The 24906-nt window shown below is 68.3% G+C and carries 19 protein-coding genes and 2 pseudogenes; 14 read left to right on the top strand and 7 right to left on the bottom strand.

Features of this window, described 5'->3' with window-relative positions:
- The first annotated feature begins 10 nt into the window (after positions 1 to 10).
- Positions 11 to 1417, top strand: coding sequence for a polysaccharide deacetylase family protein (locus Adu01nite_RS07610; RefSeq protein ID WP_203725809.1), 1407 nt, complete (start codon positions 11 to 13; stop codon positions 1415 to 1417).
- A 16-nt stretch (positions 1418 to 1433) separates the two neighbouring features.
- Positions 1434 to 1601 carry a hypothetical protein gene (locus Adu01nite_RS07605; RefSeq protein ID WP_203725808.1) on the top strand — a complete coding sequence of 56 codons (168 nt, stop codon included), beginning with the start codon at positions 1434 to 1436 and terminating at the stop codon, positions 1599 to 1601.
- A 16-nt stretch (positions 1602 to 1617) separates the two neighbouring features.
- On the opposite strand, the gene Adu01nite_RS07600 is transcribed toward Adu01nite_RS07605, so the two are convergent.
- Positions 1618 to 2460, bottom strand: a complete 843-nt coding sequence (locus Adu01nite_RS07600) for a universal stress protein (RefSeq protein WP_203725807.1) — start codon at positions 2458 to 2460, stop codon at positions 1618 to 1620.
- Positions 2461 to 2849: 389 nt separating this feature from the next.
- Between Adu01nite_RS07600 and Adu01nite_RS07595 the strand changes: the two genes are divergently transcribed.
- From Adu01nite_RS07595 to Adu01nite_RS07585, 3 genes are all read left to right on the top strand, one after another.
- Positions 2850 to 3389, top strand: coding sequence for a hypothetical protein (locus Adu01nite_RS07595; protein ID WP_203725806.1), 540 nt, complete (start codon positions 2850 to 2852; stop codon positions 3387 to 3389).
- Between the two features lie 269 nt (positions 3390 to 3658).
- Positions 3659 to 3934, top strand: coding sequence for a DUF1876 domain-containing protein (locus Adu01nite_RS07590; protein ID WP_203725805.1), 276 nt, complete (start codon positions 3659 to 3661; stop codon positions 3932 to 3934).
- 643 nt (positions 3935 to 4577) lie between these two features.
- A complete protein-coding gene (locus Adu01nite_RS07585) occupies positions 4578 to 6683 on the top strand; it encodes a M3 family metallopeptidase (protein ID WP_203725804.1) in 2106 nt (701 codons plus the stop codon).
- A gap of 70 nt (positions 6684 to 6753) precedes the next feature.
- Here Adu01nite_RS07585 and Adu01nite_RS07580 read toward each other — a convergent pair whose 3' ends face one another.
- From Adu01nite_RS07580 to Adu01nite_RS07570, 3 genes are read right to left on the bottom strand one after another with little or no spacing between them, the layout of a single operon-like run.
- Positions 6754 to 7965, bottom strand: coding sequence for an EAL domain-containing response regulator (locus tag Adu01nite_RS07580; protein WP_203725803.1), 1212 nt, complete (start codon positions 7963 to 7965; stop codon positions 6754 to 6756).
- Positions 7962 to 10172, bottom strand: a complete 2211-nt coding sequence (locus Adu01nite_RS07575; RefSeq protein ID WP_203725802.1) for a PAS domain-containing sensor histidine kinase — start codon at positions 10170 to 10172, stop codon at positions 7962 to 7964. Before Adu01nite_RS07575 ends, Adu01nite_RS07580 begins: the two co-directional genes overlap by 4 nt.
- A gap of 27 nt (positions 10173 to 10199) precedes the next feature.
- Complete coding sequence (locus Adu01nite_RS07570) at positions 10200 to 11354, bottom strand: FIST N-terminal domain-containing protein (protein WP_203725801.1); 1155 nt, start codon at positions 11352 to 11354, stop codon at positions 10200 to 10202.
- Positions 11355 to 11501: 147 nt separating this feature from the next.
- On the opposite strand from Adu01nite_RS07570, the gene Adu01nite_RS07565 reads away from it, so the two are divergent.
- The 4 genes from Adu01nite_RS07565 to Adu01nite_RS07550 all read left to right on the top strand — a co-directional run bounded on the left by Adu01nite_RS07565 (position 11502) and on the right by Adu01nite_RS07550 (position 16139).
- A complete protein-coding gene (locus tag Adu01nite_RS07565) occupies positions 11502 to 12641 on the top strand; it encodes a response regulator (protein ID WP_203725800.1) in 1140 nt (379 codons plus the stop codon).
- Positions 12642 to 12857: 216 nt separating this feature from the next.
- Positions 12858 to 14306 carry a GGDEF domain-containing protein gene (locus Adu01nite_RS07560; protein WP_239132214.1) on the top strand — a complete coding sequence of 483 codons (1449 nt, stop codon included), beginning with the start codon at positions 12858 to 12860 and terminating at the stop codon, positions 14304 to 14306.
- Between the two features lie 200 nt (positions 14307 to 14506).
- On the top strand, positions 14507 to 15034 hold the full coding sequence (locus Adu01nite_RS07555; RefSeq protein WP_203725799.1) for a SigE family RNA polymerase sigma factor: 528 nt from the start codon (positions 14507 to 14509) through the stop codon (positions 15032 to 15034).
- Between the two features lie 10 nt (positions 15035 to 15044).
- Positions 15045 to 16139, top strand: coding sequence for a hypothetical protein (locus Adu01nite_RS07550; RefSeq protein ID WP_203725798.1), 1095 nt, complete (start codon positions 15045 to 15047; stop codon positions 16137 to 16139).
- A gap of 35 nt (positions 16140 to 16174) precedes the next feature.
- Here Adu01nite_RS07550 and Adu01nite_RS07545 read toward each other — a convergent pair whose 3' ends face one another.
- Positions 16175 to 16381 carry a hypothetical protein gene (locus Adu01nite_RS07545; protein ID WP_203725797.1) on the bottom strand — a complete coding sequence of 69 codons (207 nt, stop codon included), beginning with the start codon at positions 16379 to 16381 and terminating at the stop codon, positions 16175 to 16177.
- 287 nt (positions 16382 to 16668) lie between these two features.
- Between Adu01nite_RS07545 and Adu01nite_RS07540 the strand changes: the two genes are divergently transcribed.
- From Adu01nite_RS07540 to Adu01nite_RS07530, 3 genes are read left to right on the top strand one after another with little or no spacing between them, the layout of a single operon-like run.
- Positions 16669 to 17004, top strand: coding sequence for a hypothetical protein (locus Adu01nite_RS07540; protein WP_203725796.1), 336 nt, complete (start codon positions 16669 to 16671; stop codon positions 17002 to 17004).
- A 12-nt stretch (positions 17005 to 17016) separates the two neighbouring features.
- Positions 17017 to 17559, top strand: coding sequence for a hypothetical protein (locus Adu01nite_RS07535; protein ID WP_203725795.1), 543 nt, complete (start codon positions 17017 to 17019; stop codon positions 17557 to 17559).
- Positions 17552 to 18094, top strand: coding sequence for a hypothetical protein (locus Adu01nite_RS07530; protein WP_203725794.1), 543 nt, complete (start codon positions 17552 to 17554; stop codon positions 18092 to 18094). Before Adu01nite_RS07535 ends, Adu01nite_RS07530 begins: the two co-directional genes overlap by 8 nt.
- On the opposite strand, the gene Adu01nite_RS07525 is transcribed toward Adu01nite_RS07530, so the two are convergent.
- Positions 18027 to 21575 carry a serine protease gene (locus Adu01nite_RS07525; RefSeq protein WP_203725793.1) on the bottom strand — a complete coding sequence of 1183 codons (3549 nt, stop codon included), beginning with the start codon at positions 21573 to 21575 and terminating at the stop codon, positions 18027 to 18029. The two genes, Adu01nite_RS07530 and Adu01nite_RS07525, sit on opposite strands and share 68 nt — an antisense overlap.
- A 166-nt stretch (positions 21576 to 21741) precedes the next feature.
- On the bottom strand, positions 21742 to 23403 hold the full coding sequence (locus Adu01nite_RS07520; RefSeq protein WP_203725792.1) for a hypothetical protein: 1662 nt from the start codon (positions 23401 to 23403) through the stop codon (positions 21742 to 21744).
- A 208-nt stretch (positions 23404 to 23611) separates the two neighbouring features.
- On the opposite strand from Adu01nite_RS07520, the pseudogene Adu01nite_RS48840 reads away from it, so the two are divergent.
- A pseudogene (locus Adu01nite_RS48840) lies at positions 23612 to 24184 on the top strand (sensor domain-containing protein); the annotation flags it as partial.
- A 193-nt stretch (positions 24185 to 24377) separates the two neighbouring features.
- Positions 24378 to 24886 (top strand): annotated as a pseudogene (locus tag Adu01nite_RS07510) (response regulator transcription factor).
- Positions 24887 to 24906 lie beyond the last annotated feature (20 nt).

The following is a 24906-nucleotide window of genomic DNA, read 5'->3' as shown; positions in this document are numbered from 1 at the left end:
GGTGAGTTCCATGAGAGGGCATCGGTTGCGGTTGCCGGCCATCCGGGCGGCCCGGCTGGTGGCAGCGGCAGTCGTGGCGATCGCCGTGACCGGGACGATGACGGCGGCGCCGGCACTCGCGTCGGACGCCGCGCCCTACCGGGCGCAGGTGTTCACGCGTGGCTACGACACCGCGAAGGTGGTGAGCCTGACGTTCGACCTGGACTGGCGGACGGGCACGCCGGCCGAGAACGCGATCAGCAAGGCCAACCTGGAGACGGTGCTGCGGGTGTTCGCCGCGAACGGCATCACCGGCGCTTTCGGCGTGACCGGGCGCTTCGCCGAGCAGAACCCCGCGGAGACGAAAGCGATCGCGGCGCTCGGCCACAAGATCATCAACCATAGCTACAGTCACCCGGATTTCATGACCCTCACCCAGGCGCAGCGGTGGTCGCAACTGGACCGGGCCGAGGCGGCGTTCCGGGCCGCCGGCGTCAGTTCCGCCGGCTGGTTCCGGTCGCCTTACCGTTCCGGCTACCTGAACGCGGGGCTCAACCGTGACCTGGCGCTGCGAGGCTTCTACGTCAACCTGGACTGGACGTTCGACACCACCGGCTATCAGGCGGCCGGCTGGCCGGTCGTGAGCAGCCGCATCGATCGGTACACCGTGCCCGGCGCGATCATCGTGATGCACGTGACGACCCCGTCCACCGACCCCGGCAATCTTCAGCTGATCATCGACAAGCTCAAGGGCATGGGGTACGGCTTCGTCAGCCCCTGGCAGGCGGTGACCCGTGGTCTGATCCGGGCCAAGTACCTGGCGGCCGGCGGTTCCGCCTCGGCGTTCGGCGCCGCGACCACGGCCGAGCTCGACGCCACTACGGCCGACACCGCGGTGCAGTGGTTCCAGCGCGGCCGGATCTACTACTCGCCGGCGAGCGGCACCCACTTCGTGTGGGGCGCGATCCTCGCGAAGTACCGGTCGATGGGCACCGTGACGTCGTTGTTGCGCTTCCCGGTCACCGACGAGACCGCCGGGGCCGCCGGTGGGTGGTACAACCACTTCCAGGGCGGGTCGATCTACTGCCTCGCCGCGACCGGGTCACACGAGGTGCACGGCGCGATCCGGGCGAAGTGGCTCGCGCTCGGCGCCGAGGCGGGATTCCTCGGCTACCCGCGCACCGACGAGACGAAGCTGACCGGCGGCCGCGGGTCGCAGTTCCAGCACGGCAACGTCTACTGGGCCAAGGGCGCGGGCGCGCACGAGGTGCACGGCACGATTCTGGCCAAGTACCTCTCGCTCGGCGGGATGAGCAGTCGGCTGGGCGCGCCCACGAGCGACGAGTTCTCGGTGACGGTCGGCCGGCGCAGCAACTTCGGGCACGGCGCGATCGTCTGGAACGCGACGGCCCGCACGATCTCAGTTATCTACTACTGACCGGCGGGAGACCGTGATGACCGTCATCTGGCTGATCGTCTGGCTCGTGCAGGGCACACCGGACGTGGCGTCGTGGGGTCCGTGGAACAACTGGGGCATCGCGCTGTTCGTCTGCCTGGGCGTCGATGTGATCGGCGCGCTCGGCCGGTCCGGCCGGCCGCGGCGTCCCCGCGGCGCTCAGTGACCGGAGCCAGGCGGCGCTAAGCGGCGCTCATGTTCTCGTGGACCACGGCGACGCTGCACACGGAGCTGCGCAAAAGATGCTGGCTCACCGACCCGAGCATCATGCCGAGAAGGGCGCCACGGCCGCGGGACCCGACCACCAGAAGTTGGGCCGTGGCGCTCGCCTTCGCGAGGGCGGCCGCCGGATGTTCATGGGGCGCCTCGGCGGAGACCGTCAGCCCGGGATGCTTCGCCCGCAGGCCGGCGACCCGGTCCTCGAACAGCCGGTGTTCTTTCTCGGCCGGTGCGGGACCACCGGGCTTCCATGCCTGGACCACCCGCAGGGCCACACCGCGGGCGGCGGCGCGGCCGACCGCGAAGGACAGCGCCGCCTCGGCCGCCCGGGAACTGTCGATGCCGACGACGATCGGCGCGTCGCGCGGCGGTTGCCCGCGGACGACGACGACCGGGCAGTGGGCGTGGGCGGTGACCGCGACCCCCACCGAGCCGACGAGGTTGACGACCGCGCTGTGCCCACGGCTGCCGAGCACGACCAGGCCGGCGGTGCTTGAGCGCTCGACGAGCGCGACCGCCGCGACCGCGTCGGCCGCGTGCGATGTGATCAACAGGGCCGGATGGTCCCGCCTGGCCCTGGCGACCGCGGCCTCCAAGGCACCCTCGACCTCCAGCTCGGTCTCACCGCCCGGCCAGGTCACGCCGCCCGGCACGTACCGGGCGGCGGGGGACCAGGTCGGCCACTCGTAGGCGTAGAAGAACTCGACGGGGGCGCCGGTGCGCTCCGCCTCGTCGAGAGCCCATTGCGCGGCGTCGGCGGCGCCGGTGGAGTGGTCGTACCCGATGACGATCTTCCGGGCATTCATGGTGACTCCTTCCGGGTCGGTTCCGCCGGGCTGGGTCGGCGAGGTGGTGCGTCCGGCTCCGGGCGCCGACGGCGGTCCTGGCGCGCTTACTTCGATCTCCGTCGATCATCCGCCGATCCGTCGCGGCGGGTGAGTGCGGCAGGTCACCGGTGCCCGGGCCGCAAGTCCCGCCGGGTGTCCCCGGGAGCTGAGGGCGACGCGGCGGTTCCCGGCGTATCCCAATGTCCCCGGCCGCGGACCCGGCGTGCAGCCGATGACTTTCGGCTCTGTCGATCGACCGGACGCGGGTTCGACCGTGGAATCACGGCCGGGTGGCCGTTTCCCGCCATGGCGGAGCCGGTCATATGCACACCGCTCCCGGCCGAGAACCTCGATTGAGGTGAGGCGTCATGTCTGTGCGCAATCGCATCCTGTCCCTGCTGGCGGTGGTCCTGCTGGGCGCCGGGGTCGTGGCCGGGACGAACGGACCGGCGGCCGCGGCGTCGCCGGCGTCCGATCACGTGATGACGGTCCTCGGCGCCGGACCGTTCCGGATGGGCATCAGCCTGGAGCGGCTCGCCGCGGCCGGCCTGATCAGCTGGTCCACCGACCCGGACGGCACGGGCGCCCAGCTTGCCGGGTCCGGGGGCACGTGGGGCGGCGAACTCGTTCTCACGTTCCACCACGGCGCCCTGATCGTGATCGAGACCGACACGGGGTCGGTGCGGACCGCGGCCGGAGCACGGGTCGGAATGTCCTTCGGCGACGTGGAAGCGATCTACCACGGCTACGGCGAGCTGATCACGAACGACCAGGGCCGGACCGCGTACGTGGTTCCGATCGGCCCGATGGTGATGCTCTTCGGCGACCACCCGATCCGGGCGGGCGTCGGATCCATTCAGGCCGGCCCGTCCCGCATCGTCCTGGACGCCTTCCTGAACGGTGCGTGATCGGAGTCGCGGTCCGGAGACTGCTTCCGGCACCGGGCCCAGCAGAAGGGAGAACGACCAGGCCGACACCCTGCCGTCGTCGGCCGGTGTGGTCGGCCCGGACACCTGGGGAAGGCTGAACCCCCGAAGCGTCGGTCTTTCCGTACCGTGCGCACGTAGCGGGCATGCCGGTCAGGGACGGCCGACCCGTGACTTGCGGCCGATGGGCACTGTCCGCCCCGCCGGTCGTGACCTGCCATGGAGGTGGACACGACAGGAGGAGGTGCGTGATGGCACACGTTCGGAATTGGACGGTCGAGGTGAACATCACCGAGAGCGAGCAGGACCGTCGCACCCATGCCACGGCGATCCTGCGCACGGACGCCCGTGTTCCGCTGCGCGGCGACGGCGAGGCGCACCGGAACCCGGTGGACGCGGAGGTGCCGGAGATCGGCGACGAGTTGGCTACCGCCCGCGCGCTGGCGGACCTGGCCTACAAGCTGCTCGACGTGACCGTCGGCGACATCGAGCAGTTCACCCGCCGGCCGGCACGGCTCGACGGCTGATGTCGAGGTGAGCGTCGCCGGGCTCGGCAAGCGGCTGCTGCACACCCTGTTCCGGCTCTCCGTGAAGAACGGCGAGGTCGTCCTGGTCCAGCACCAGTTCCTGCCCTGATCCGTACGGCGGTCACCGGTTCCGGATGCTCGGCCGGGCCCGCACGAAGGGTCGAAAGCCTCTGTTGCCGTACGCGCAGTGGGGTGACGGTGGAGTCATAACCCACCGGTACCGGAGTGAAAACCTCGGGTGGCGGATCCTCTGGGCAGCGCTGTCGTTCCGCGGTCCGATCCGCCACGGGTTGCCAGGAGCGCCCCGCCGGTGGGTCCGCCTGTCTGCCGTGGCGGCCGGGGGCGGTGGCCGGCCGTCGCGAGGGTGGCCCCGAGTCGGAGACCGGCAACGCGCCGGAGCGCCCCCGCGTGGCGTCCGCCACCAACGCCATCGCCTGGGCGAACTCGTCCGCGCGGACCGCCATGGCACGAGCATCGCCCATCAACACGGGCGACGGAACCAGACAATCGCGCCGAAAGGAGCAGCGATCATCCGAACGTGCGCGGTGGTGGCGTACGCGAAAAGCCTCTTAAAGTGTGGAAATATGACATAACGAACGTGGGCGGCATGCGGCCGTACCGAACCGATGCCGGAGGACCTTCCATGCAACGCCGCGTCTTTCTGCGGTCCGCCGCCGCCGTGGCCGTACTCGGCTCGCTCAGGTTTTCCGGCTTCGCCTTCGCGGCCGGGGGCGGGCCTGAGGATAAGCTGATCGAGGTGTGGACTGGAGAGCATGGCGGTTACCCGGCCTTCGACCTGGTGAACCCGACGTCGATCAAGGCAGCGCTCGAGAAGGGTATGGAGCTCAGCAGGGCCGAGATCGCCGAGATCGCCGGCACCTACGGAGCACCGACCTTTGCCAACACCATCGCCGCGCTGGAAGACAGCGGGCGTGCTCTCGATCGCGCTCAACGTTTCTTCGGCACTTTCACCTCGGCGATGAACGACCAGGCGATGCAGGATCTGCAGACCGAGATGTCGCCCGTTCTCTCGGCCTTCGGCGACGACATCATTCAGAATGCCCGGCTCTTCGCCCGGATCAAGGCGGTCTATGACGGCCGGGCCACCGCCGGCCTGTCGCCGGAGCAGAATCGCCTCGTCGAGTACTACTACCAGAACTTCACCCGGCAAGGCGCGGCGCTCAACGACGCCGACCAGGCCATGCTGAAGGAGCTCAATCAGAAGCTGGCCTCGCTCTACACCAAGTTCGGCCAGAACGAGCTTGCCGACGAGGAGAACTACCGGCTCACCATCGAGACCGAGGCAGATCTCGAGGGCCTTCCCGAATCGGTGCGCGCGGCGGCCGCCGATAAGGGAAAGTGGGTCTTCACCAACACGCGTTCCTCGATGGAGCCGTTCCTGACCTATTCCGCGAAGCGTGACCTGCGGGAAAAGGGCTGGCGCATGTGGATCATGCGCGGTGACAACGGTACGGCCACCGACAACAAGGCCGTGATCAGCGAGATCCTCCAGCTCCGTACCCAGCGGTCCCGGCTGCTCGGTTTCCCGACACACGCCCACTGGGCCGTCGCGAACAACATGGCGAAGACGCCGCAGGCCGCCATGGACCTGCTGATGAAGCTCTGGGGGCCGGCCGCCCGGCGCGCCCAGGAGGAGATCGCCGACATGCAGGCGATCGCCGACAAAGAAGGCGCCGGCATCACGATCGAGGCCTGGGACCACCGGTTCTATTCGGAGAAGGTGCGCAAGGCGACGTACGACCTCGACCAGAACGAGGTCAAGCAATACCTCCAGCTCGACAAGGTCCGCGACGGCATGTTCTGGGCCGCCGAAAGGCTTTACGGCCTGCAATTCGCCAAACTCGACGGTCTGCCCGTCTACCACGGGGACATGTCGGTCTACGAGGTGACGCGCGACGGCAAACGCGTGGGCCTCTGGTATTTCGACCCCTACGCCCGCGCCGGCAAGAGCTCCGGTGCGTGGATGAACGAGTACCGCACCCAGGAGCGCTTCAAGGACGACGTCACCCCGATCGTCTCCAACAACGCGAACTTCGTGAAGTCCGGCTCCGGCCCCGTCCTCGTTTCCTGGGACGACGCCGTGACGATGTTCCACGAATTCGGCCACGCCCTGCACGGCCTGAACTCGAACGTCACCTATCCCGGCGTGGCCGGCACGTCGGTCAAGCGAGACTTCGTGGAGTTCCCGAGCCAGATCAACGAGCACTGGTTCCCGACCCCGGAGCTGCTGAACCGCTTCGCCCTGCACGTCGACACCGGCAAGCCGATCCCCGCCGAGCTGCTCGCCAAGATCCAAAAGTCACTGAAGTTCAACCAGGGCTTCAGTACGGTCGAATTCCTGGCCTCGGCGATCTACGACATGAAAATCCACTTGGCCGCAACGCCGGACGCGCCGATCGATCCCGACGCTTTCGAGAAGACCAGCATGGCCGAGATCGGCCTGCCGAGAGAAATCGTCATGCGCCACCGCCCGACCCAGTTCGGCCACATCTTCTCGGGCGACGGATATTCGGCTGGCTACTACGTCTATCTCTGGGCCGATGCGCTGACCGCCGACGCGTGGGAGCTGTTCGAAGAGAAGGGCGTCTGGGACCCGTCCACCGCCAAGGCATTCCTCGACGACATCCTTTCCGTCGGCAATGCCGTCGCGCCGGACGAGGCCTTCCGCAACTTCCGCGGCCGCGACGTCGACACCGAGGCCCTGATGCGCCTGCGCGGATTCGCCTGACGTTCTCGGGTTCGGCCCGGTCGGCCGGATGCCACAACTGATTCACCGAGCAGACGAGGGTGGGGTCGGCTCAGCGGCGACCCGTCACGAGGCCGGGCAGCAGGTCACCGGGATCCGCCGGTGATCCGTAGTAGGAGCCTTGAGCGAACCGGCAAGCGGCCGTCCGAGCCGTTACCTGGCACTTGGCGCATTCGACACCGTCGGCAATGATCGACGCTCCAAGCTGGCGTGCCAACTCGGTCCCGGCTCCGAATGTGCGGTGAGCCTCGGTGTTGTCGGGTTCGTGCGCGGCTTGTCGTACGCCCATCTTGACGGCGCTGAAGGGGAGTCGCTGCACAGTGCTGGACGGCATCGGTGGGCATTCGTCGATGCCGAGGGCCAGCTGCACGCCCCACCTGGAGATCGTGTCGAGCGGGGCGAACGGGAGGGACGCGCCGAGGGCGAGCGTCTGCGGCACCTCGAGGGTCACCCGGTGCGGCTCCAGCCCGCTCAAGATCAGGGTTTGGGCGAGGTCGTCGATGAGATCAGGGTCGCCCAGATGCCCGGGGAACAGCTTGATGTGCACGCCCAGTGGATCGGATCCGGTAGCCGGCCAGGACGCGACCTCTTGACAGGCAGCGGCCGTCATCCATCGACCTAGGGGCATGTGCAGGCCGCGGGCTCCGCCTGCGGCCATTGATGTCGACCGGCCGGGTTGGGGATCGATCCAACGGAGTATGGCCTCGACGCCGACCGCTCCGTTGTCGTCGAGCGACACGATCGGCTGGTACTGAAGACGAAACTGGCGATTCCCCTTGTCAGTTTGATGCGCAACGACCACCTCGCCCCGGTCGTTGAGCTCCATCAGCCGCCGATCGCCGACCGAGCCTGGTGACAGGCGTGGTTCGTCGAGCGTGACCCGGTGGCGGGCGACGGCCTCCTGAAGGCACTTTTCCAGAACCTCGGGCGGGCACGGTTTGCTCAGGAAACGGAAGACCTGACCATCGTTGATGGCGCGGACGGCGGCGCTGAGCTCGGTCTGGCCGGTAAGCAGGACCCGGGTGCTTCGTGGCGACTCGACCCGGACGCGGGCGAGAAACGCTGCTCCGTCCATGCCGGGCATGCGCATGTCGCTCACCACGACGGCGAAGTCATCCTCGGCGGCGACCAACGTGAGCGCCTCCACGCCGCTGCCGGCGGTCGCGACAAGGAACCGTTGGTGCAGTTGCCGGCGCAGACCGGCGAGGATGCGGGGGTCGTCGTCGACCAGTAGCACCTTCGGTTTGGGAAGGAGATCGGTCATGGGATCACCGGCTCGGCGGCTGTCGTGGTCGGCAGCACGACGGTGAATGTGGTGCCGGCCCCGAGTGTGGACTCCACTCGCAGGGCGCCGCTGTGCTTCTGCACGATGCTCGCGTACGCCATGCTCAGACCCTGGCCGGTGCCCTTGCCGACCTCCTTGGTGGTGAAGAACGGATCGAAGATCCGCTGTTGGGTTGCCGGATCCATGCCGGTGCCGTCGTCCTCCACCGACATCTCGACCCGGTCGGCGAAGCGAGTCGTGGTGATCCGGATCAGACCGAGACCACCGCCGTCGCGCGGGCGGGCCTCGATAGCGTGCGCGGCGTTCACGATGAGGTTGAGGACGACCTGCTTGAACTCGCCTTCGTAACAGGGCACGAGCGCGACGTCGGGGCCGAGGTGCAGATCAAGTTCGGCGCAGTACTTCCACTCGTTGCGGGCAACCTGGACGGTGCTTTCGATCGCACGGTTGAGGTCGATCGCGCTTCGCCCCTGGCCCGGGTGGGAGAAGTCCTTCATGGCCCGGACGATCTGTGCCACGCGCTCGAGTCCTTCCAGCGACTCGCTGAGCGCCGCGGGGATCTCCGCTACCAGGAAGTCCACGTCGACCTCGGCCAAGGCTCGGGTCAGCTCCGCCGCCGCTGGACCGCCGGCCGGATCGGCACGGGACCGGTTGGCAAGCGCGGCCAAGTTGAGCAACTGGGTCAGGGATTGCTCGACGAAGCGGGTGTTGTCGGAGACGAACTGGATAGGTGTGTTGATCTCGTGGGCGATTCCGGCCGCCAGCTGCCCGATGGCTTCGAGACGGTTGGCCTGGTTCAGCTGCCGCTCGAGCTCGCTGACCCGGGTGACGTCGGCACCCACCCCGATCAGGCCACCGACCTGACCGGTCGCATCCGGCTGGGGAAGCACGCTCATGAGCACGGTCCGAGTGGCCCCGTCCGGCCGGGCGACGGTGATCTGCCGGTCCACCACCGCCTGACCGCTCCGCAGGACCTGCTCCTCGACATCGAGCAGGATGGCCGACAATTCGTCGGTGAATCCGAGCTCCAGCTCGGTACGTCCCAGCAGGGTCGTGTCCGACGGGACGGCTCGCATCGCGAGGAACGCCTCGTTGTGCCCGTGATAGCGGCCGGCGGAGTCCTTCCAATAGGTCAGGTGCGGGATGGAGGAGATCACACCGGTCAGCACGGCCTTCTCGGTCGACAGCTCCTGGGCCAGAGCCTCCGAGTGCCTCATCGCCTCGAGCAGGGTCTCCGCGGCCTCGCGGGTGGCCGTGACATCGCGTTCGACGCCGACGAGCCGAACGACGCCGTCCTCGTCAACCACCCGGAAGAGTTCGACCTTGAGCCAGTAGGGCCGGCCGTCCTTTGTCCGGGCGAGCATCTCGGGGAGCACGAACTCGCCGTTCGGCGCCGTGATCTCGTCCAGGGTGGGGAACGACTGCATCGTCGCCAGGCCGGTCCGGGGGCGGCCCAGCACATCCGCCGCGGTGTACCCGGTCATCGCGGTGAAGGCGTCGTTGACCCATTCGATGACGCCGTGCTCGTCGGCGATGACAACGGCGTCGTCCATGTGCCGCGCCACGAGCGCCAAACGCCTCGCCTCCTTGGTCGCCTGGCGCAGTTCCTCCGCGGTGCGGACCTGTCCGGTGACGTCGGTGACCGTCACCACGGCCTGGGCGGCATCGTGCCCACGGACCGGATCGACTCGGGCCTTCCACCAGCGCTGCTCGGTACCGACCAGCACAGCACGCTCGGTGCCGGCCTGTGGAGTGCCACCGGCGAGCACCTCGGTGACCGCGGCAGCGGCGTCTCTCAACAGTTCGCCCAGGCCACCCGGGCGTGTCTGCCCCAGGGTGAGGAAGTCGTCATTGCCGTGCGAGCTGACCATCTGGTCCCAGACGCGGTTGGTGTCGATGATGGCGCCATCCGCCGCCAGGATGCAGAGGGCCGCGTCCAACGAGTCGATGACGCTCCGCAGGAGCCGTTCGGCCACCCGCACCCGATTGGTGCGTTCGGCCACTCGACGCTGCAGGGTCAGGTTGCGCTGCCAGGTGGCGATGGCCGCGCTGTCCGGTTCGCTGGCGGTGCGCCGCTCGGCCGCCCCGATCAGCGCCTCGATCGTGACGCGTTGCTCGGCAACCGTCCGGGAAAGGCCGGCGATCATCTGCTCGGCCGAGGCCGTCACGTCGGTGACCTCGTTCACCCGCTCCGCCCCTCCCGGTCCGGGGGATCAGTTGGCATGCGGCGAGCCACCGAAGGCGACCGCGACCAGGGTCTGGTTCATGTGCATGCCGTTGAACTGCTCCCCGTAGGTGCTGAAGCCGCAGGCTCCGTTGCGGGCCAGGATCTGGCCCATCTCGTCGTTGAGGCCGTGCTCCTCGAACTCGAGGCGTCGCAGTACGCAGTCGAAGGTCAGGACGCCGTTGATGCCGCCGAGGGACTCGGCCAGTATCGCGAACCGTTCTTCGAGCTTTTCGACGATTCCGGCCGATCGGCCCAGCCGGAGGACCTCGCCGACGTCCACTGCGGCGAGAAGGCTGAGACTTCCGTCGTCCTCGTTCGCCGCGATGCTGCGAATCCAGCTTCCGCCCGCCGCCTGCAGCACCAGGGGGTGTGCGGAGAAGACCGCGGGTCCGAGTTGCCCGACATCGACCCCTGCCGCTTGGGCGTAGACCTCGGCGGCCGGCCTGCCGTTGAACGCCTGGACCAAACGCCGATCGGGCGAAGCCGCGGTGGCCACCAGCACCTGATCCGTCGGCTCGTGGTGCTGTAGCCGGAACAGCTCGAATGGACCGTCGAGCGTCACCATGGTGAAGGTGGCGGTGTCAGCCTCGAACCGGCCTTCGCTGTACACGGCAGTATGCGAGAAGGTCAGCGCGTCACCAGCCGATCCACCGATGATCGGCACGTCGCCCAGCGTCGCCATCAACCCAGCGGCCAGCCGGTCCTCGCGCATGCTCAGGCCGTCGACCAGCAGGATCGCGAAGCCGTCGGCGCTCTCCCACATGGCGTGCAGTTCGGCGAGCTGAGGTCCGGCCTGCTCCAGGGTGCCCTGCACATCGGTCAGCGGACTCAGGGAGATCGTGCGTGCGTGCACTCCGCCACCGGAGAGCGCGATCGCCGAGATGCCGGCGGCGTCATAGCCGCCGGGGCCGATGTTGCCGGAGCTGGTGCACCCGATCACCCGGTCGCCGCACCACGCGCTGATCGCGGTGGCAGTTTCGTCCAGGTCGTAACTGGTGCTGACGAAGATCGCATACAGATCCGCTGTGTCACCCAGTTGATCGCGTAGTTCAGCGATGGCTCCGGCCGCATCAGCCCGGTGCGTGACCGCCGACCGGGTGATCACCACACCGTTCGCCGTGGGACTTACCTGAATTGACACCGGGCCTCCCCGCCGGCTCCGCCTTGCCTGAAATGAGAAGCGTACGCGTATAGCCGGATATAGTGGGTAATTCGGTTATCTTCGTCAGCTCGCCACCCTCGACCGCAGACGATCTGATGTCCGACGTCGCCAGAGTTTGGAGGACCGGTGGCCGATCGCGTCTTGATCGTCGACGACGAGGTGCGGATCCTGGACGGTCTCCGCCGTACCCTGCACGGGCTTTACGAGGTCGACACCGCAGCCTCCGGAGCCGAGGGCCTGGCGTTGATCGACAAGGCCGACTCCGCGTACGCGGTGGTGGTCTCGGACATGATGATGCCCGGTATGAGCGGCGCCGAGTTCCTCGGCCACGCGCACGACGCGTCGCCCGACTCGGTGCAGATGGTCCTCAGCGGGCAGGCCGAGCTCAGCGCGACGATCGCCGCGGTGAACGACGGCAACCTCTTCCGGTTCCTGACCAAGCCCTGCGAGAGCGCGGAGATGATTCGTGCCCTGGACGCGGCACTCGCGCAGTACCGGCTGGTACAGAGTGAACGGGAACTGCTGGACCACACGCTCAACGGCGCCGTCGGAGTGCTCACGGAGCTGATGTCCGTCTCCAATCCCACGGAGTTCGCCCGCACCGAACGAGTCAAGGCGATCGTCGCCGCGATGCTGCAACGGGTAGTGGTCCCCGATCCCTGGGAGCTGCGCATCGCTGCGATGCTGGGACAGGTGGGGATGATGGCGGTTCCGTCCGAGGTCCTCACGGAGGTCCGGGCCGGTGGCCAGATCAGCCGGGAGGCCGAGGCCATCTATCACTCGCACCCGGCTCTGGGGGCGGATCTGATCCGCCGGATCCCCCGCCTCCACGACATCGCCGAATGGGTCGCGGCGCAGCCGGTGACCCTGGCGGAGGCGATCATGCCGATGTCCGCCAGGGCCGATCCTCCCGAGGCCGGAACTACCGGCCGTGATGTCTACGCCACGGTGATGGCCTTCATCGCCGGAGTCGACGCGGGTCTCCAGCCGCGGCGAGTGCACAACGACCTGGCCGGATGCGGGAACTATCGCGCCGACCTGTTGGACCACGTACTCGCCGCACATGAGAAGTCGATCGTGCGGCGCCCACGGCGGGTCAAGGGCGCCGAGCTGACCGTCGGCATGAAGGTGGAGCAGGACGTGGTCACGACGACCGGATTGATCCTCATCCGCGGGGGAGAGGTCCTCACCGAATCGATGGCGATCCGGTTGCGTCACTTCGCTTCGGGAGTGGGCGTGACCGAGCCGATCGATGTCCTGGTCTGAACGAAGCTTCGGCCCGGACCCTCCTGCCTCGGAACACCGCGGGGCCTGACCGCGTCGATCTGCCATGGAACGGCTGGGCGCGGTGCGGCCGGCGGACCCTCTTGCCGGTTATCGACGCGCGTATCAGGTAGCCGTAAATACGCTGACAAGACCGGGGTGAAAGGGGGAATCATGCGGATACGGCCAGCTCGCCTGTCGCCGCGGGCGATGCTGGGCATGCTCTATGCCGCCATCGTCGGACTGTCGATGGCGGCTCTGAGCAATGGCGTCGGGTCGTATTCGTTGATCACCGAGGCGGGCCGGATCACGCTGGGTGTCGTGGGCCTTGTCGCCTCGATCCGCGCCGCGCGGACCCCGGGGCTGTCCCGCCGGAGTCATGCTGCCTGGCGCGCTGTCGCGGTCAGCTTCGCGGTGCTGACCGGCACCCCGATCGCTCTCCTGCTGTTCGATCATCAGCGGTTCACCACGGCCGACGACGTGACCCACGTTGTTTTCGTACTGACATTGCTGGTGGCGGTGCAGCTGTTCCCGTTGGCACCACAGGATCGGCGCGGCCGGCTCAAGGCTGGGCTGGACGCCGGGATCGTGCTGGTCAGCGGCGCGATGTTGCTGTGGCAGACCGCGATCGGTCCCGAGGTCAGCCGCCATGAACTGTCGCCTTCCGTGATCTTGGAAGTCGCCGTCTATCCGCTGGCCGATCTCGCCCTGCTCTACAGCGTCGCCCGGGCGTTGATGCGCGGCGCCCACACCTCCGAACCCCAGCCGTTGCGCCTGCTCGCCGCGGGTGCGTTGGTCCTGTTCGTGGGCGACGCGTTCCATAGCTACCTGCACCACAGCGGTCAGGCCGCAGCGCATTCGTACTGGCAGTTCCTGTTCTGGATCACCGCGGACGCAGTGCTGGCCTCCGCCGCCTTGCAGCAATGCGCCGCTCCGACCCGCCAGGCCGTCCGAAGCCTCAGCTTCTCTGCCGCGCCGATGCTTCCCTTCGCGGCGGTGGCGATCGCCAACGTGCTTCTGCTCGCGACCGCCGCGCACGACGGGTCCCTGTTCCCATGGGGAGGTGTCAGCCTCGGTGTTGCCGCCATCAGCGCTCTGGTGCTCAGCCGTCAGGCGATCGTGCAGCGGGAGAGCGACGAGCGGGCGCTGACCGACGCGCTGACCGGGCTGGCCAACCGCGCTCGCTTCCGGGTGACCTCGACACGCGCACTCGAACGCGCTGCTCGCACCGGCCGGAGCTGCGGCGTGCTCGTCGCCGATCTGAACGGCTTCAAGGAGGTGAACGACACCCTGGGCCACTTTGCCGGTGACCAGGTCCTGCAGGCCTTCGCCGAGGTGCTGCGCAGCCATGTGAAGATGCCCGGACTACCTTGTCGTCTGGGCGGCGACGAGTTCGCCGTGGTCCTGCCCGACCTCGACGGCCCGCGGCAGGCTCACCAGGTTGCCGAGACGATCACGTCGGCGCTGGGGCCGGTTGCTGTCGGCGCCGCCGTCGTAGACCTGGCCGCGAGCATCGGCGTCGCCGTCAGCGCGCCGGGCGAACTCACTCATGATCAGCTTGTGCATCGGGCCGACGTAGCCATGTACCAGTCCAAAAGTCATCGTCCGCAGACAACCTGGACGAGCTGGCAGGAGAGCTACGACAACGACTCGCAGGCGGCCGCATGAGAGCGTGCGCGGCCCACGGACGTTGTTCCAGCTCGTAAAGTGGCCGGCGGCAGTGCCGAAGCGCGACGGCACGCCACTACCCCCTGACCGGGCTCACGACCAGCGACGGTGGGGAGGGGATCAGGGCCGCCGGCTCGGGGTTCCGCGGTGAATTCGATGACCGGTGCAACGTTGCGACCGGAATGGCTCGTCTTAACGCCGTGAGAGCCGACGAGGAAGAAGCCTTCCGGGACTTCGTCGCCGCGCAGCTGCTTCCGCTGCGGAATCTGGCGTACGTCACCTGCGGGGACTGGCATCTGGCCGAGGACGCGGTCGCGACCGCCCTCGCCAAGCTGTACCCGCGATGGCCCCGGTTGGACCGGCCCGATCTGTACGCGAAGACGATGGTGTACCGAGCGGCGATCGACGAGCGGCGGCGACCGTGGCGGCGGGAACGGTCGGCGAGCGACGCCATGCCGGACGTGATGCTGCGCGACCCCGCGACGCTCAGCGACGAGCGCCTGCGCGTGCGGGCGGCGTTGCTGCTGGTGCCGCCGCGGCAACGGGCGGCCCTGGTGCTGCGGTACTACCTCGGTCTGTCACAGGAGGAGACGGCGACGGTCCTGGGCTGCAGCACCGGCACGGCCAAGAGCCAGGTGTCGCGCGGGCTGGGCAAGCTGCGCGACCTGCTGACCGCCGAACATATCGAGCTGAGCGATTTGGAGGTGTGGAGCAGTGCGCGTGGATGAGGTGGTGAACATGGCGACCGACGATGGGCCGCCCCTGCGGGTGAGCATCGACGACATCGTCGCCTCCGGGCGGCGGGTGCAGCGGCGCCGCCGGACAATACTCGCGGGCGGCCTGGCGATGGCGGCCGTAGCCGCGGTGGCGGTGACGACCGCCGCCCTGGTGCCGATGGGGCCCCGTACCGATAAACAGCCGGCGACGGTGGCCGCATCGAGTAGCCCCTCTGTCCCCACGGCGGCGGCCGCCCCGCTGCTGGCGGACCCGCTCGAGTTCACCTTTTCCGGGTACTCGGTGGGACCGGTGCACGTGCAGAACCCGATCGTGGCGGGCAACGCCTACCAGATCGCCGCGGTGACGGTCGACGGGACGACCGACAGCCGCCACCGGGGGAAGGTGTCCGACCGGCGCGACATGACGCCGAGGCTGGACGCGTCGCTCACGCTCTACCGGCCGGGCGCCTACGCCGTGCAGCGGCTGGCGGGCACCACCTCAACCACCGTGGCGGGGCACCGAGCGCTGAAGGCGGAGCATCACCAGGGCTTCGGCCCCTGGCTCAGGACGCTGGCCTGGGAGTACGCGCCGAACGCCTGGGCGGTGCTGGACAGCAGCGCGGACCGGGCCGACCTGCCGACGATGGGGCAGCTGGAGGCGACGGCCGCCGCGCTCACCGGGGCCGCCGCTCGGCCGGCCACCGTGCCTTTCCGGTTGAGCTACGTCCCGGCGGGATACGACGTCTTCGCCGTCGGCGACCACATGACCGGCAGCCTCGATGCCGTCGGCGGCCCGAGCGCCACTGAATACAGCGGTCTCATCTTCGCCAGGAGCGGGCTTCCCCAGACGGGGCTCCTGGGACCGTACGACAACATGATGTGGGGCGCGTTCCAGATCATGATCTCGGCCAACACCGCCGACTCGCCCGGCACACCCGGCTGCGATTCGGGGCTCTGCACCCGGCTCGCCGAGGGCGGCAAGGTGACCGTCGAGGTGGCGAGCGACGCCGGCAGCCTGTCAAAGGCCGAGACGATGAAGGTCCTCAACGGGATCAGCCTGACCGACGTAAATGACACCAAAACCTGGGTGGACGTCCGCACCGCACTGACCCGATAACCCGCGAGCCGACACAACCCGCGCCGTGCGGCTAACTACCCCCTGGCCGGGCAGACGACCAGTGATGGTGGGGAGGGGATCAGGGCCGCTGGGGAGCAGTCGAAGCGGTCGTTGATCAGGGCCTGCACCTCGGGGGTCGACTTCGGGATGCTGAACCATGTGGGCTGGACGATCAGGTATTTGACGTCCTGGTCCTCGGTCAGGCAGCGGAGGTTGTCGGCGTAGCTCGGGCGGGTGCGCATGCGGGGGAGGAGGGCGCCTCGCTGCAACCACAGCGGTGACGGGTAGCGGCACGACGTCGGGTTGCCGATGGCGTGGTTCAAGGGGCCGTATGTCAGGTCCGGAAGAAGGTGCCGCTGAGTACATTGCCCATACCTCGGGCCGTAGCTGGCACGTGTACCACCATCGGAACATTCCGCCCCGGACATCGATCCGGTTTGGACACCCGGCCGTCGCCGTTTCACCGATTCTCTGCGGTCTGCTCAGGTCGTATGCTGCTGGCTCTCGGAGCGGGGAGACTGGAGGCAGGATGATCGAGGGATTTGTTCCCACGCTGCTGGTCGGCATTGTCGGAGCGTTCCTGGCGGAGGTGATTCGGGTGCTTCCGGCGGTCCGCAAGGGAAAGCCGCCGCGTGGCTGGGATCTGGTCGCGTCGCTGCTACAGGTCGTCCTGGGCGGTGGCGCAGTCCTTTTCGGATGGGATCAGGAACAGTCGGCTCTGAAGGTGGCGGTGATGGGGGCCGCATTCCCGTTGCTCTTCTCCGCCGCGGTGGATGGCGCCAAGCCGCCGTCCGGAGGCCATTCCGGGCGAGATGTCGCCCACGGAGAGCGTTCCGTCGCAGATTATTTCGCGGGACGGTTCTGATCGGGGCTGGCCGTGCTGCTCCCGAGAGACGAGAACAATCCGATCCTGTACATCGAGGAGCTACCGCGCTTCTCCTGGCGCCGGCCGCTGCATGTGCCGGGTGCGGTTCACGTCTACCTGAGCCGAGGGGACCGGCTCTTCTGGCCGGAAGGCGGGTTCACGCTCGGCGAGCTGTGGCTGGTCCGGCCGAGCCGGTTGTACGTCGTGGATGTGTCCACCTATGACGGGCAGATGTCGCACGACGTGACCGGCGCATCCGGGACGGTCACCGTCAGCCTGGTCGTCACGTTCTCCTGGCAGGTCATCGATCCCCGGTTCGTAGTCAAGTCGCACCTGGTCGACGTCATGGCCATCCTCCCGCACCACGTTGGCGCCGCCATCGACGCCGTGGTGGAGGCATTGTCCTGGTCAGATGCGACGGAGTTGAATCTGGCGCTGAAGTCCGGCGGCATGCCGGAGCGGGTGCGCGCCGAGGGTATCGAGATCTCCACGATCCGGGCGGCGGTCGTGTCACTCGGCGATGACGCGTCGGCGATTGCGGGCGGCGATGGTTGAGGATGCGGCCACTTGGATCATCGACTGGGTATCCAGTCGCACCGCCGATGACTGGCGCCGCTATGTATGGTTCGCGACGGTGGTGCTGATCGCCTACCGCGCGCTTCGGTGGGTCGTACGCCGTTTCCTGCCGTGGGTGATCGGCCGGGTCTTCATCCCCATCGCCGCCGGGCTGGTGGTTGCTGTGTGCTTGGTCCTCATCCTCGTACAGGGAATTCTGGCGTTGTCGTTCCGACCGATGGGCGTGTGGCCGCCGAGCCTCGTCCATGGTCTGGGTGATGCGGTCGCCTCTGTCGGGCGCGGGACAATGCGGGCAGTCCCTCGGCTGGCCGGCGGGCCCTCATTGCTGCGACACACACATCGACTGGCGATTTGGGCGCTGCTCGCCGGGATCGCCTGGTCGGCGCACGAGGTCTCCTGTGAGCATGATCCCGCATCGCTGTGGTGCACCCGCCCGTTGAGCGCGGTCACGACGGTCGGCGCCGACCTCTGGGAAGCCGGAACGGATGTGGTCCTCGGCCGATCTTCGACATGAGTCTGCTTCGCAGTTCGTATAGCGGGCCCCAGACGAGCTCCTCGATCGTCCGGGTCAGCCGTCCTCCGTGGGTGAGGTGCTCCGTGACCGGCCCCAGGATCAGGCCCACTCGTGCCACCTTGGCCGCCAGCCGCTCGCGACCGCCGATGCCGTCGTCCTCGGCGAACCTCCTGAGGATCCCTAGTGCCAGCTCAAGCTGATTGCTCTGCCGGCCCAGAGCCGTGGCTGCTTCGATCCGGAATCTCGGCTCCACCGACGGGTCCCTTGCAACGGTGACCAGGAAATCACAGCCCGAGGCGCCCCTGGTCGCCAGAGTGCCCAGAGCGCAGGATCGAGCGGCTGGATCGGCCCGGTGATTGCGCACGACGGACCGCAGCAGGGCGTCTGCTCTCGTCGGATCGTGAACCCGCCGCTTTACGTACCACGCCATCAGACGCACGATGGCGGGTCGCTCGGCATCGTCCAACAACTGGTCGGATCCGACATGACTTAGTCCGGCCTTGTCCAAGGAACGGGCGGCGAACTGCCGCACGTCCCAGCCGATCGACCGGTCGTGCATGACGGCGGACATCGAGGCCTCGACCCGGCCGGGTGGTACCCGGCCGGTCAGCCGGGCCGCGATATCGGCGAGGGCGAACGTCGCCACCCGCTTCTCCCGTCGTTCCTCCGTCGTGAGTGTCCGCGGCGCGGACCAGACCTGGGCGACCGCCGGCTGCGGGCTGCGGACTGATTCGGAGTTCGGCTGTCCCGCCTTCGTGTTCAGCCACTTGTCGGTGAGGTCCTGGAGAGCCTGGACCTCGCTGCTCATCGTCAGGAGCCGGTTGCCCTCCAGGCCCGGATCGACCAGCCGGCCAGCCACGGCTGCCAGTGCATCCGCCGGCTCCCTGAGGTCTATGAGGGTGGCCATCGTGGTGACCCGGACGTGTGGCGCCGACCCGCTGCGCGCGATGGCGGAGATGTGCTGCAAGGCGCTGCGCCGCTCGTGATCGTCGCCGGCGTCGGCCAGTACGCGCAGCGCGGGCAACCGCATCTCCGCGGAGCGCCGCCCGCCGTACGCGAGCTGGGAAAGTACCCGCTGCCCATGTTGGCGGATATCCGCGTCTCCGTCAGCGAACAGTACTGTGGCAATCTCGATGCGCTTCGGTTCCGGGGTGTCTGGGCTATTGATCAACTCGACGAGCCGTGTCGCGTCGGGCGACCGGTGCAGCACTGCTCGGGCCGCCTGACCGACCGCGCGCAGCGTTCGCTGTGGCGCCACCGCTGCCTTCTCCACCGCCTCCATGGTGAGGTCGGCAAGCATCCGACCGCCCGATGGCTCCGCGGACCCGTCCGCAAGCACGGCAGCGAGTTCCGCCAGCTGGGGGTACTGGCGGCCAGGCCCCGGCTGCGCCAGACCCCGGAACATCGGCGCCGGGTCGTGCCCGGCGTCGGCGTAGGCACCCAGCGCGAACAATGCGGTGCTCGACGCACCGTGGGCCTCGACCTGGGCGAGCCACCACGCCCCGTCAAGGTCCCTTGCCTGTTCGAGGCCGAAGAGGTACTCGGCGATGCTCTGATGCGTGAACTCCAGTCCGTCGGCGCGGTTCACGATCAGGCCCGTGCTGAGGATCGAGTCGGTGATGTGCTGGTCGGTGACGTCCTCGGGGACCGGCACGTTCCGAGCTGCGAGCCACGACCGCACCACGGGGATGCTGGGATGCCGGTGGTGCTCGAGCCATTCGACGGCGAGGTGAGTGACGCACTGCCGTCTGAGCGAAAACAAGGTCTCGCCGAAGGCCTCCGCCTCGGCACCGAGATCGCGTAGCTGCTGGACTACCTTGGCCCGTACATCCGGGAAGGTCTGCCGGCCCTTGAGGAGGGTGTCGACGAAACGCCGGTAGAGACCAGTACGCCCCTTTGGCAGTTCCTCGTCGGGGTAGTGCTGATGCACGTCCGCCGCGATCGTGCAAAGCAGCGGGATCCGCACGATGGGCATCATGCGGTGGGAGTCCACCTGCCGCAGAAAGCTGTCCCGGCGTTGTTCTGCGGCGGCTGGATCGCGTAGCTGATACCAGCGGTGCGCGAACTCCTCAACCGCCGTGCGATCGAACGGTCTGAGGTTGTACTCGCCGAGCCGGTGGTCCTGATCTATACCGGCCGCCAGCGACCGCAGGTTGTGGAACTCCTTCGCACTCAGCATCCGGCTGGACACCACGAACCGGGCCTGTTTGCCGTAGGTGGCGATGTGCTCGGCGAGTATTTTGATCAGAACGGCCCGCTGCCGCGGGTTGAAGACCTCGTCGAGACCGTCTATCAAGACAAGCCAGTCGACTCCGGGAGCGGGAGGCTTTTCGAACAGCGACGCCGTGACCGACGAAGCTAGGAAGCCGTGCAGGTCCGCGTTGACCGCCTGGGCCACCGAGTCGAACCAGCTCGCGCTGGTGAGCAGACGTGTGGCCGCGCAGCGGATCGCCACCACGGGACCGATCGGCGGCTCCTCGCCCTCGCCCGGCTGTTCCGGCTGTGACCACCAGGCCGCAGACACTGACACTATGTGTTGGAGCAGTGTCGACTTCCCGCCGCCCGGGTCGCTGATCACGAGCGCGTTGCGATGCCGCTTGAGCATTTCCGTGGCCGGAATGGCAGACGGTTCTAGCGGCGCCAGGGCATCCTGGACAACGGCACGGTTACGCTTCGCGCGCCACGATTCGGCTCGCTGCTCGACATACACGGTGGAGAGCGGCACCTCGCCCTCGACGATCTGGTACGGCAGTTCCTCGGCCACCCGGCGCTGAGCGACCAGCATCCGATGCAGAGGGTTGCCCGGTTCAGGAAGATAGAGCATCGGTCTGCGCGGGGTGAACTGCCCGATGACGCCGCGGATGCGATCCAAGCGGTTCTTGAAGTCGACCGCGTCGATGAGCCAGGCAGCCCTCTGTTCGAAGTCGTAGTACTTGAGCATCGCGCAGACTTGGCCGGTGGATCTGTCTATGACCGGCGCCCCGCTCATGCCGGGAACGACACCCGTCTCGACACTCACTTTGACGAATGGCCCGCTCGGCCCCTCGACCGCCATCCGGACGACGTCGACGGCGGCGTTGCCTAGAGGCCCGCTGTGGTTGAAGCCATACGCGATGAGCTCGGCGTCCTGGTTCTGCTTGAACTTGAGTAGCAGTGATGCTGTCTCGGCGATCGGGTGGTCGATGTTGGCGTCCAAGCCGATGAACGCCAGGTCGGGGAACGGGTGGGCACCGCCGGTGGAGTTACCCGACGGATAGCGGTTCAGGACCACCCCGGAGACGTCCTGCTCCCCGACCCGGATGCCGACCTCGAGCCGGTTCGCGGCGTCATGCCTGCGCCGTTTCGCGTGGGCGACCACGTGCGCGCATGTCAGGATGATGTTCCGGTCGATGAAGAAGCCGGTTCCGGTGTGTCGGCCCGCGGTGATGTATACGGTGGCTTGACTCACTCGGTCGAGGGCCGTGGTCGCCGGATAGGACATGAGCCTCCTCGTGACACCGCCAGGGCTGACCGTCCGGTGTCATCGTATCGACGAAATACCGTGTCGACCGGGGTGCTGCGGCGATAGCCCCAAATGTGGACAGGCGACTCAGTCCTTCTGAAAGAAGGGCTGGCAGCAGTGGTGAAGCGCGACGGCACTCGCCCAGCTACCCCCTGGCCGGGCAGACGACCAGTGACGGTGGGGAGGGGATCAGGGCTGCTGGGGAGCAGTCGAAGCGGTCGTTGATCAAGGCCTGCACCTCGGGGGTCGACTTCGGGATGCTGAACCATGTGGGCTGGACGATCAGGTATTTGACGTCCTGGTCCTCGGTCAGGCAGCGGAGGTTGTCGGCGTAGCTCGGGCGGGTGCGCATGCGGGGGAGGAGGGCGCCTCGCTGCAACCACAGCGGTGACGGGTAGCGGCACGACGTCGGGTTGCCGATGGCGTGGTTCAAGGGGCCGTATGTCAGGTAGAGCACCGGGGTGTCCGGGCCCAGCCGCTTGCCGAGGTCGACCAGGGCCGCGTCCGCCGACCGCGCGACCGGGATGGTGTAGTCGTAGGTGCTGAACGCGTATGGGAAACCGGGCAGCACCGGTGGCAGCAGCGCGAAGGAGATCGCCACCACGCCGGCGGGCCACGGCACGGAGAGCGGCAGCCGGCCCGCCAGGAACCAAGCGGCGACGGCGAAGAGGGCCGCGGCGAGTTCGTACGCCCAGACCACCGGCCCGGAGTGCGACAGCCGCCAGTGGGCGGGCTGGTGCAGCAGCACGATGCTGAGGCCGGTCACCAGCACGGCGGCGGCGACGAGAGGCAGCCGGAAGCCGGGGCAGAGGGCGAAAGCAGCGCCGCACACCCCGGCGGAGAGCACCACGGTCGACGCGAAGTGGTAGTTGAAGAACTCGCCCTGGCCGTATGCGGGGGCCAGCGACAACCCGCCCGCGACAACCGCGACCACCACGCCGATCCAGCGCCGGTGGCCGGACGAGCGGGTGATCAGCGCGGCCGCCGCGGCCGGGGCCAGCACCAGGACCGGGCTCAGCACCGCCGCGTCGCCGATCGAGAAGCGCAGCTTTCGCAGGTCGTCCAGGTGGATGCCCTGCGGTTTGGCGTGCACCAGGTTGGCCAGGTCGCTCAGCCAGGTCCACTCCCAGGGCTGGAAGTGCTTGGTCAGGACATACCAGACGGCTACCCAGGCCACCGTGGACAGCGTGGCCCCTATGGCGCGGCGCCGGTCGAGCACGGCGATGACGATCAGGGCGATCAGGGCGATCGGGAAGGTGGAGGCCTTCACCGCTACCACCAGCATCGCGGCGGGGCCGGCCAGCAGGGCGCCCAGCCACCACTGCCGGGGCGCGCATGCGGCGCCGATGGTCAGCACGGCGATGAGCGCGGCGACCCAGTCGGGCTCCAGGAAGTGCCAGGGCGGGGCGACGATCAGCGACAGGCCGCTGGCGGCGGCCAGCCCGGCCGCCGCCGGCTGTCCGGCGTAGCGCCGGACACCCACGAACAGAAGAGCGATGACGGCCACCACCAGGACGTACGTCTCGAGGCGCAGCACCAGGTTCGTGGTGTTGCCGGAGCCGTCGCCGACCAGCAGGATGCGGACCTCGTCGAGGCCGGCCATCAGCAGTTTGTAGGCCAGTGGGCGGGAGACGAAGATGTCCCAGACGCTGACGCCGCCGCGCCCGGACACCTCGAGGCCGCCCAAGGCGTACCGTACGTCGCCGTTGAGGTCCGGCAGCGCGGCCACCACACTCGCGGCCAAGGCCGCACCCGCGGCCGTCGCCACGCCGACCGTCTGCGCTGTTCTGCCATGGAAAGTGTTCATCGCACTCTTCCGGTAGCCCTGCGTCGCCAGCGGCCCATGCTATTTGACGTTGGCGACGAGCGTGGCCCCGTCGGCGGCGAGGACACTCGCGCCGGTGAACATCGTCCGGAACAGCAGCGGTAGCGAAGCGCAGTGGGGCTAGGTCTACCTCGAAGAGTACAGCTGGAGCCATGGCCCGGCCCGAGCCGCACTGACTAGCGTTTCGGCCATGACGACTGACACCCTCCCGGTAGCGATCCGCCGGCGCCGCTTCCTCGGCACCGCTTGGCCATGGCGCGCGCTGGCCTACCTGGCGACCACGGTTCCCGTGTCAGCCGTACTGTCCATCGGCCTTTTTCTTCTTGTCTCTCCGCTTCTCAAGGTGATCAGCGATGTCAGCAACAAGCGCCCGGTCGAGCTGCCGATCGTGGTGTTTCTGACCTTTGTGGCGCTGATGGTGCTCGCGATCGCGCCGATCGCCGTCGTGCCGGTCACCGTGATCGAGCGCTTTCGGCTCGGCCTGATCGACCGTCGACCGCTGCCACCGAGGCGGTGGCCCGGGCTTGTCGCCCGATACCGAACACCGGCAACCTGGATGGAAGTCGGTCACGCTCTGTGGGTGGCCGGTCTGGTTCCCATTCTGTACGGGATCTGGGGCGTCCTCGCCATCGTCGCATCGAGCCTGGTCGCCGGGCCCTTCCTGGTCGGTGACAGCGAGCAGATATCGGTGCTGGGGGCCACCGTCGACAACGTCGGGCAGGCCATCCCCCTCGCAGTGCTGGGCGTGCTGCTGATCCCGGTGCTGATCTACCTGGCCGCGCTGATCGCCGCGATCCAGGGCGCGGTCGCCCGGCGGCTGCTCGGCGGACCGCCCGAGACGGCCGAGCTGCGCGAGGTCACCCGCTCCCGGGCCCGGCTGGTCGACGCGTACGAGACCGAGCGCTCCTGCTGGCCAGCCCGGCCGGCGGCCCCACCCTGCTGCGCGTGGAGATGCCATGCCCGTGACCGTCGTGCTGGCCGAGGACGAGGTGCTCCTGCGGGAAGGGCTGGTCGGGCTGCTTTCCCGGTTCGACTTCACGGTGCTGGCCGCGGTGGTGCTGCTCAGCCAGTTCGTCCAGGCGGAGTACGCGGCGGCGCTGCTGGAGAGCGGCGACGACCGGCGGGTCGGCTACCTGCTGAAGGACCGGGTGGCGGACGTGGCCGAGTTCGCCGGGACGCTGCGGACCGTGGTGGGCGGCGGCACCGCGATCGACCCGAGGTGATCAAGCACCTGCTGCACGGTCCGCGCGACCCCCTCGCGGTGCTGACGCCGCGCGAGCGGGAGGTGCTGACGTTGCTGGCCGAGGGTCACTCCAACGCCGCGATCGGCGGCCGCCTGCACGTCACCGACGCCGCCGTGGTCAAGCACGTCAGCAGCATCCTGACCAAGTTCGACATCCCGCTCAGCGCCGCGACGAACCGCCGCGTCCTGGCGACCCTGACCTACCTGCGCGCCAGTGCCTGACGGTCAGGGTCGTCGGGTGA

It is taken from the genome of Paractinoplanes durhamensis (assembly GCF_016862175.1).
GTDB classification, from domain to species: domain Bacteria; phylum Actinomycetota; class Actinomycetes; order Mycobacteriales; family Micromonosporaceae; genus Actinoplanes; species Actinoplanes durhamensis.
This window is presented reverse-complemented; position numbering and strand designations above follow the sequence as displayed.